This is a genomic window from Streptomyces monomycini (assembly GCF_022271435.1).
GTDB classification, from domain to species: Bacteria; Actinomycetota; Actinomycetes; order Streptomycetales; family Streptomycetaceae; genus Streptomyces; species Streptomyces monomycini.
This window is the reverse complement of the sequence record NZ_JAFIQY010000046.1, coordinates 62,915-70,513: the sequence shown is the minus strand read 5'-3', so window position 1 is coordinate 70,513 and position 7,599 is coordinate 62,915. Positions and strand designations below refer to the sequence as shown.

The following is a 7,599-nucleotide window of genomic DNA, read 5'->3' as shown; positions in this document are numbered from 1 at the left end:
TGTTTCGGTGGTCATAGCGTTAGGGAAACGCCCGGTTACATTTCGAACCCGGAAGCTAAGCCTTTCAGCGCCGATGGTACTGCAGGGGGGACCCTGTGGGAGAGTAGGACGCCGCCGAACAATTTTTCAGCTCCGGTCTCTGAACCTTCTGGTTCAGGGACCGGAGCTTTTTTGCGTTTCACGCCTTGCACCGCAATTCCGTCGCCTCCTCGGGGACGCGCGAGTACCGGGCGCCGCGCCATTTTCGGCCCGTCCGGGTATGGCGTTTAGGCTCGAAGGATGCGTTATGACCTCATCATCTTCGACAACGACGGTGTGCTCGTCGACAGCGAGCCGCTTTCCAACACCATCCTTGCCGGTTACCTCACCGAACTCGGCCATCCCACCTCGTACGAGGAATCGATCCGCGACTACATGGGCGCCGCGGTGCACCGCGTCCACGACCTCGTCAAGGAGCGGACCGGGCAGCTCCTCCCCGAGGACTTCGAGACCACGCTGCACGCGCGCGTCTTCGAAGCTTTCGAGCGGGAGCTGGAGCCGGTCGCCGGCGTGGACGAGGTGCTCGGCACGCTGACGGCGGACGGGACGCCGTACTGCGTGGCCTCCTCCGGCAGCCATGAGCGGATCCGCGTCGGCCACCGCAAGACGGGCCTCGACGAATGGTTCGAGGAAGAGTGGATCTTCAGCTCGCAGGACGTCGGCCAGGGCAAGCCGGCCCCCGGACTCTTCCTCCACGCGGCCCGTGAGATGGGTGTGGCGCCCGAGCGCTGCGTGGTCATCGAGGACAGCCCGCTCGGCGTCCAGGCCGCCGTCGCCGCCGGTATGGACGTGTACGGCTTCACGGCCAGGACGTCAGCCGCGGAGCTCACCGCCGCCGCCGAGGTCACCGGGCTCTTCGCGCGCATGGCCGAACTGCCGGAGCTGCTCGCGTAACCAGGCGGATACCCGACCACCCGCCTTCCGGCAAGGGGACGGCCGGGTACACCTTTCCGGAGCTCGGATACGGTGACGGGCATGAGCGGCCGTGCACAGCTGATGTGGGACGAGGCAGTAACGGGTTACGACTTCGGGCCCGGCCATCCGATGGACCCGGTGCGGCTCGCGCTGACCATGCGGTTGGTGGAGGCGTACGGGCTCGACCGGGGGCCTGACGCGGTGGAAGTCGTGGCCGCGAAGGCCGCCGGCACCTCCACACTGCGGCTCGTGCACCGCGAGGACTACATCGACGCCGTACGGAAGGCTTCGGCCGACCCGAAGGCCGCCGACCCCGTGTACGGGCTCGGCACCGAGGACGATCCGGCGTTCGCCGGGATGCACGAGGCGTCGGCGCTGATCGCCGGGCAATCCGTGGGGGCCGCGGAGTCGGTGTGGCGCGGCGAGGCCCTGCACGCGGTGAACTTCGCGGGCGGTCTCCACCACGCGATGCCGGGCGGCGCGGCAGGGTTCTGTATCTACAACGACGCTGCGCTGGCCGTCGCACGCCTGCTGGAGCTGGGCGCCGAGCGCGTCGCGTACGTGGATGTGGACGTGCACCACGGGGACGGTGTGCAGGCCGCCTTCTGGGACGACCCGCGGGTTCTGACGATCTCCCTGCACGAACACCCCCGCACGCTCTTCCCGCGGACCGGCTGGCCGGAGGAGACCGGCGGGCACGGTGCCGTGGGCAGCGCGGTGAACGTGGCGCTGCCGGCTGGCACCGGTGACGAGGGGTGGCTGCGGGCCTTCCACGCGGTGGTGCCGGACCTGCTGGACGCGTTCCGGCCCGACGTCCTCGTCACCCAGCACGGGGCCGACACCCACTTCGAGGACCCGCTCGCGCACCTGGCGGTGAGCCTGGACGCGCAGCGGGCGGTGGCGGCGGCCTGCCACGACCTGGCGCACGAGACGGCCGACGGCCGGTGGATCGCGCTGGGAGGCGGCGGTTACGCGGTGGTCGACGTCGTACCCCGTACCTGGACCCATCTGGTGGCGATCGCGGCGGGGCGCCCGATCGAGCCCACGTCCTCGGTCCCGGAGGAGTGGCGGCACGAGGTCTACCGGCGTACGCGCCAGGGCGGGCCGCACCGGATGACGGACGGACGCGGAACGGGCTGGCGTGACTTCGTCGGCGACGGTTACGACCCGGCCGACCGCCTGGACCAGGCGATCCTGGCGACCCGCCGGGCGGTGTTCCCCGCGCACGGGCTGCTGCCGTAGAGCCGGGTGCGTCCGAAGGGCACGTCCTTCGGGCTCCCAGGGGACGTGCTTGGGGACCATGTCCCCCTTCGGGGCCCATACGCCCGGATGTGTGACTACCGGGCGGTTCGGGCATGGGCCGGGAGCCGGGGCGTCAGCATGGGAGCCGTGTGGGGCACCGGTGCGGACACGGACGGAGCGGCGGCGGCCGCGGCGCTGAAGTCGCACGTGGTCAGGGTGCGGCTCGCGGGGACGATCGCGACCTCCAGGGAGAAGAGCCTGACCCGCTACCGTCTCTTCGCGGCCGGCGACCCACGCGTACTGATCGGTCTGGAGCCCGAGAACGACTGGTCTGTGGCAGAAGTTCTTCAGGTGATGGCTGAGCAGTGTGGAGTTTCGGCCGACCCTGGACATACTTCCGGCCCAGATGTGATCGATCCGCACCGTACGCTGGCGGGGCTCGACGCCTTCGCCGACCGGCTCGGCGCGGCGGCCGCCCGGCACGCTCCGGTACTGATCGGCACGGGCCATCCGCACCGGCTGATGGGCTTCTACGGTGGCCTGGCAGACGCTCTGTCGGCGGCGGGATGCCCCCTTCTCACCCCGGCGTATGGCCGCTGTGTCGACATAGCGACCCGATTCGGGGTACGCACGTACAACCTTGACTACGTACGGGGAGTCGCGCTGATGCGCGAACCGGGCGTGCGGCGCACCGCCGGTGAGCCGGGTGTACACACGCACTCCCCCCTCCCGGTTCGTACCGCCCTCGACGCCGCGGCAGACGCCGGCGGACCCCTTCCCGAGCTCGTGATCGGTGACCACGGATGGGTCTGCGGAGCAGGTCAGCTGGGCTTTGAGGCCATCGGACTGGCGGATACGGACGATCCCGCGCTGTTCGTCGGACAGGCCGAGGGGCGGGTGTCCGCCGTAGTTCCGCTTGATGACGCTGTGCGGTCTGATTACTACCGACCGCTTACTCGCTATGTACTCAATCGAGCGTGTCTGTCACAGTAGGCGGCCGATCGCTGCTCCTCTTCCCCACTCGCATCACCCGCCCCTAACCTGGGGAGTGAGCGCACAGCGACGGGGAGTCACCGGAGGGGAAGCCGGTGCCCGTCATGTGCGGAAGGTTCAGGTGTGTCATGGCTGCAGACCAGAGGCCTCTCAATGAGGTCGTGTTCCTGACCGTGGCGGAAGTCGCCACGGTGATGCGAGTGTCGAAGATGACCGTGTACCGCTTGGTGCACAGCGGTCATCTGCCCGCGATCCGAGTGGGGAGGTCGTTCCGGGTCCCGGAGCAAGCGGTCCACGACTACCTCCGTGAGTCCTATGTGGGGGTGGAATCGGCCTGAGGGGCTCAAGGTGACCCTCGGATTACGCCGTAGGCTCGTCGGCGGGTAGGCTGGCCCGATGTAGGTAGTGTGGGCTCGGACGCCCCGCACCGAGTGATACGAAGTGAGCGAGGGTAGTCGTGGGCTCTGTTATCAAGAAGCGGCGCAAGCGGATGGCCAAGAAGAAGCACCGCAAGCTGCTCAAGCGCACCCGTGTTCAGCGTCGCAACAAGAAGTAAGCAACGCTGAGCGCGATTCCGCAGCCTCTCACCGCACCAGGCGGTGGGGGGCTGCGGTGCGTTTGGGGGCCGTATTTCGGTGCACCCGGTGCGGCGCGGGCCGGGCGGCCGATACCCGGACGGCGCCACCGGACGGACGAGGTGTCCCGGTCCCGGCGGAGTTCCCGGAAAGAGCGGCCCGCGGGAGAACGCGGCTCCGGAAGGAACGTGCCGAAAAGTCGGCCGACGGCGTGGGCAAAGCTCGGGCCAAGGCTTGAAATGTAGCTCAGCGCATCCCGCGGTCATCACAGCGCAACAACGACCCGATAGCGTGGCCGCACAGCTCGGCTCACGCGAGGGACAAAGGGCGGGAAGGAAGGGCTGATCTTGGGAAAGGTCGTGCTCGTCACTGGAGTCGCACGGCAACTGGGGGGCCGGTTCGTACGACGCATTCAGCGCGACCCCGACGTCGGCCGGGTGATCGGAGTCGATGCCGTGGAGCCCGAGCACTCCTTGGGCGGCGCCGAATTCCTCAAGGCCGACATCAGGCATCCGGCCATTGCCAGAGTGCTGGCCGGGACCAATGTGGACACCGTGGTCCACATGGACATCAACGGCACGCCGCTGGGCGGCCGGGGCAGCCGGGCGACGGTCAAGGAGACCAATGTCATCGGCACCATGCAGCTGCTCGGAGCCTGCCAGAAGGCGCCCAACGTCAAACGGCTGGTGGTGAAGTCCAGCACCAGCGTGTACGGCTCCGCGCCCCGCGACCCCGCCGTCTTCACCGAGACCACGCCCCCGAAGTCGCTGCCGAGCGGCGGCTTCGCGAAGGACGCGGTCGAGGTCGAGGGCTACGTACGCGGCTTCGCCCGGCGCCGGCCCGACGTGGCGGTGTGTGTCCTGCGCTTCGCCAACATCCTCGGGGCGTGCGCCGACTCACCGCTCGCCGAGTACTTCTCGCTGCCCGTGCTGCCCACGGTCCTGGGCTACGACCCGCGGCTGCAGTTCGTCCACGAGGACGACGCGATCGAGGCGCTGTGCCTGGCCTCCGGCAAGCCGCGCCGCGGCACGCTCAACAGCGGCACGTTCAACATCGCGGGGGACGGCGCGCTGCTGCTCTCCCAGTGCTCCCGGCGGCTCGGCCGGCCCACGCTGCCGCTGTTCCTGCCGACCGTCACCTGGGCCGGCACCGCGCTGCGCTCGGTCGGCGTCACCGACTTCTCGCCGGAGCAGATCCGGATGCTCACGCACGGCCGGGTCGTCCAGACGACCCAGATGCGCGAGACACTGGGGTTTCACCCGAAATACACGACGGCGGAGTCCTTCGCGGAGTTCGCCCGCAGCCGTGGGCCCGGGCTGCTGCCGCCCGAGGTCCTCGCCCGTACCGTCGACCGGCTCGCCGCCGTGCTGCCCGCACGCAGCGGCCCGACCCAGTGAGGAGTTCACCCACGATGGCGGACGCCAAGGTCATTCCCTTCGGCGAGGAGCCCCGGTCGCGCAGAAAGACCAAACGGCCGGGCCGCGGAGGCCGCCGTACGCCGCTGGCGCCCGTACCGGAGCCGCGGCGGCAGGACGGGCGGGACCAGGCGGCGGGAGGGCCGCAGGGGGCGCCGGGGGAGTCTCTGGAGCAGCGGATCGCCGGTGGCCTGCGCTTCCTGCGCCGGCGGCTCACCGGCGAGTACGAGGTCGACGACTTCGGGTACGACGAGGAGCTGACCGACCAGGTCCTGATGTCGGTGCTGCGGCCCCTGTACGAGAAGTACTTCCGGGTCGAGGTGAAGGGCATCGAGAACATCCCGGCGGACGGCGGCGCGCTGATCGTCGCCAACCACTCCGGGACGCTGCCCCTGGACGGGCTGATGCTCCAGGTCGCGGTGCACGACCACCACCCCGCCGGCCGGCATCTGCGGCTGCTCGCGGCCGACCTGGTCTTCGTCCTGCCGGTGATCAACGAGCTGGCGCGCAAGGCCGGACACACACTCGCCTGCGCCGAGGACGCCCAGCGGCTGCTGGAGCGCGGCGAGGTCGTCGGGGTGATGCCGGAGGGCTTCAAGGGCATCGGCAAGCCCTTCGCGGACCGCTACAAGCTCCAGCGGTTCGGGCGCGGCGGCTTCGTCTCCACCGCGCTGCGGGCCGGGGTGCCGATCGTGCCGTGCTCGATCGTGGGCGCCGAGGAGATCTACCCGAAGATCGGGGACGCGAAGACGCTGGCGCGGGTGCTGGGCTTCCCGTACTTCCCGCTGACGCCGACCTTCCCGTGGCTGGGGCCGCTGGGGCTGGTGCCGCTGCCGACGAAGTGGACGATCCAGTTCGGGGAGCCGATCCCGACGGACGGGTATCCGGCGGAGGCGGCGGACGACCCGATGCTGATGTTCAACCTGACGGACCAGGTACGGGAGACGATCCAGCACACGCTGTACAAACTGCTGGTGCAGCGGCGCTCGGTGTTCTTCTGACGGTGCCGCCCGGTGGGCCGGGGCGGTGGTGCCGCGGGTACGGGGCCGGCTGACGTGGGACGCACGCGACGCCCCGGCGCCGTGTGGCGGCACCGGGGCGTCGGAGCGTCGGGTGGCGGCCCGACGCGGGTGGGTCAGCCCAGCGGGTTCTTGCCGTCGAGGCCGATGTCCGGCAGCAGCCCGGGGAGCAGCGGCGGGATGGTGACATCCGGCTCGTGCGGGGTCTCCTTGCCCTTGCCCTTGCCGGAGCCCTTGCCGTCCGGTTCCGGGGTGCCGGCGTCGGAGGGCGGGTCGAGCAGGCCGCCCGTGCTGCCGCCGAGCAAACCCTCGTCCTCCTGGGACGGGGACGAGGCCGGCCGACGCTCCGGCGCGTGCGAGCCGTCGGCCTTGCCGGACGAGGAGGAGCTCTTCCCGGACGGTGACGGGTGGTCCGTACGGCCCTGGGAGGTGCCCGGCGCGGGCGCCTCGCGCGCCTTCTCGTGGTGGCTCTCGCCGCCCGGGTTCTTGGGCAGCAGGGAGCGCAGCGGTCCGACCTCTTCGTCTATGGCGTCGAAGACCGAGCTGACCTCGTCGCGCACGTCCGTCAGCTGGGCCGGCAGGCGGTCGCGCAGCCGGGTCCAGCTGTCGCGGTGCGACTTGGTGAAGGAGTTGAGCGTCTGGATGGGGCCGAGGGAGCCGTCGCGCTCGTACTCCTCGTGGAGGAGGCGGTGGCCCTCGCCGGCGTCCTGCTTGACGCCGGACAGCGCCTTGCGGATCTCGCCGAGCGACTCGTGGTCGAGGGGGCCGGAGCGGATGCGCTCCATGAGGCGGTGGGCCTCGAACATGCGCGTGGACGCCTGGTCGAGGAAGAGGCGGCCGCGGTCGGCCACGTCACCCGTCAGGTTCAGCTTGAGGTCCTCCATGCCGCGCTTGAGGGGGTACAGCGAGTCGCCGGGGAGCGCGTCGGAGCTGGCGGCGGCGACGCCGCTGAAGGCGCCGGCCGCGACGCCCACCGTCAGGCCGCCCGCCGCGAGACCCTTCGACAGTCGCGACCGGGGGCGCAGCCGGCCCAGGGACTTCGCCGCGCGGTGCGCGCCACGCGTCCCGCGCTGCTGCGGCACCCGTGAGCCGTCGGACGCGGCGCCTTCGGCGAAGGCCGCCTCCATCGCCGCGATGAGCTGGGCCCGGTGGACGGTCTTGACCTCGGGGTCCAACTCCGGCTTGGGGAGTTCTCCGAGGGTGCCGGCGACCGCCAACAGCCTTGTTTCTCCGCACGCTTCCGCCGGTGTGCCGACCTCGTCCTCGGCCGCCGCGCCCGGAAGGACCTGATCCTCCAGGGCCTGGGCGAAGGCGTTAGCCCGCCGGTGCACCGATACGTTCGCGATCACGGGCGGCACCTCCTCTCGTCATCCCGCTCGACTCCCCGGACTGGCTTGACTA

General features: G+C 70.5%; 8 protein-coding genes and 1 rRNA gene. 8 read left to right on the top strand and 1 reads right to left on the bottom strand.

Features of this window, described 5'->3' with window-relative positions; all coding sequences use genetic code 11:
- The first annotated feature begins 3 nt into the window (after positions 1-3).
- The 8 genes from rrf (at position 4) to JXZ78_RS34390 (ending at position 6,180) form a co-directional block, all read left to right on the top strand.
- Positions 4-120, top strand: a 5S ribosomal RNA gene (gene rrf / locus JXZ78_RS34425).
- 159 nt (positions 121-279) lie between these two features.
- Entirely contained in the window at positions 280-933 is a 654-nt protein-coding gene (locus JXZ78_RS34420) for an HAD family hydrolase (RefSeq protein WP_030017987.1), read from the top strand.
- A gap of 81 nt (positions 934-1,014) precedes the next feature.
- Positions 1,015-2,196 (top strand): acetoin utilization protein AcuC, encoded by a 1,182-nt coding sequence (locus tag JXZ78_RS34415; RefSeq protein ID WP_030017986.1) that lies wholly within the window; start codon positions 1,015-1,017, stop codon positions 2,194-2,196.
- 138 nt (positions 2,197-2,334) lie between these two features.
- Entirely contained in the window at positions 2,335-3,189 is an 855-nt protein-coding gene (locus JXZ78_RS34410; protein ID WP_050502070.1) for a phosphatase, read from the top strand.
- 128 nt (positions 3,190-3,317) lie between these two features.
- Complete coding sequence (locus tag JXZ78_RS34405) at positions 3,318-3,527, top strand: helix-turn-helix domain-containing protein (protein WP_014144137.1); 210 nt, start codon at positions 3,318-3,320, stop codon at positions 3,525-3,527.
- Positions 3,528-3,646: 119 nt separating this feature from the next.
- Entirely contained in the window at positions 3,647-3,745 is a 99-nt protein-coding gene (locus JXZ78_RS34400; protein ID WP_003948845.1) for a 30S ribosomal protein bS22, read from the top strand.
- Between the two features lie 366 nt (positions 3,746-4,111).
- The gene (locus JXZ78_RS34395; protein ID WP_030017983.1) at positions 4,112-5,161 is read left to right on the top strand and encodes an NAD-dependent epimerase/dehydratase family protein; all 1,050 of its coding nucleotides are present in this window, start codon (positions 4,112-4,114) and stop codon (positions 5,159-5,161) included.
- Between the two features lie 14 nt (positions 5,162-5,175).
- The gene (locus JXZ78_RS34390; RefSeq protein WP_030017982.1) at positions 5,176-6,180 is read left to right on the top strand and encodes a lysophospholipid acyltransferase family protein; all 1,005 of its coding nucleotides are present in this window, start codon (positions 5,176-5,178) and stop codon (positions 6,178-6,180) included.
- 134 nt (positions 6,181-6,314) lie between these two features.
- Here JXZ78_RS34390 and JXZ78_RS34385 read toward each other — a convergent pair whose 3' ends face one another.
- Complete coding sequence (locus JXZ78_RS34385) at positions 6,315-7,547, bottom strand: DUF5667 domain-containing protein (RefSeq protein ID WP_030017981.1); 1,233 nt, start codon at positions 7,545-7,547, stop codon at positions 6,315-6,317.
- Positions 7,548-7,599 lie beyond the last annotated feature (52 nt).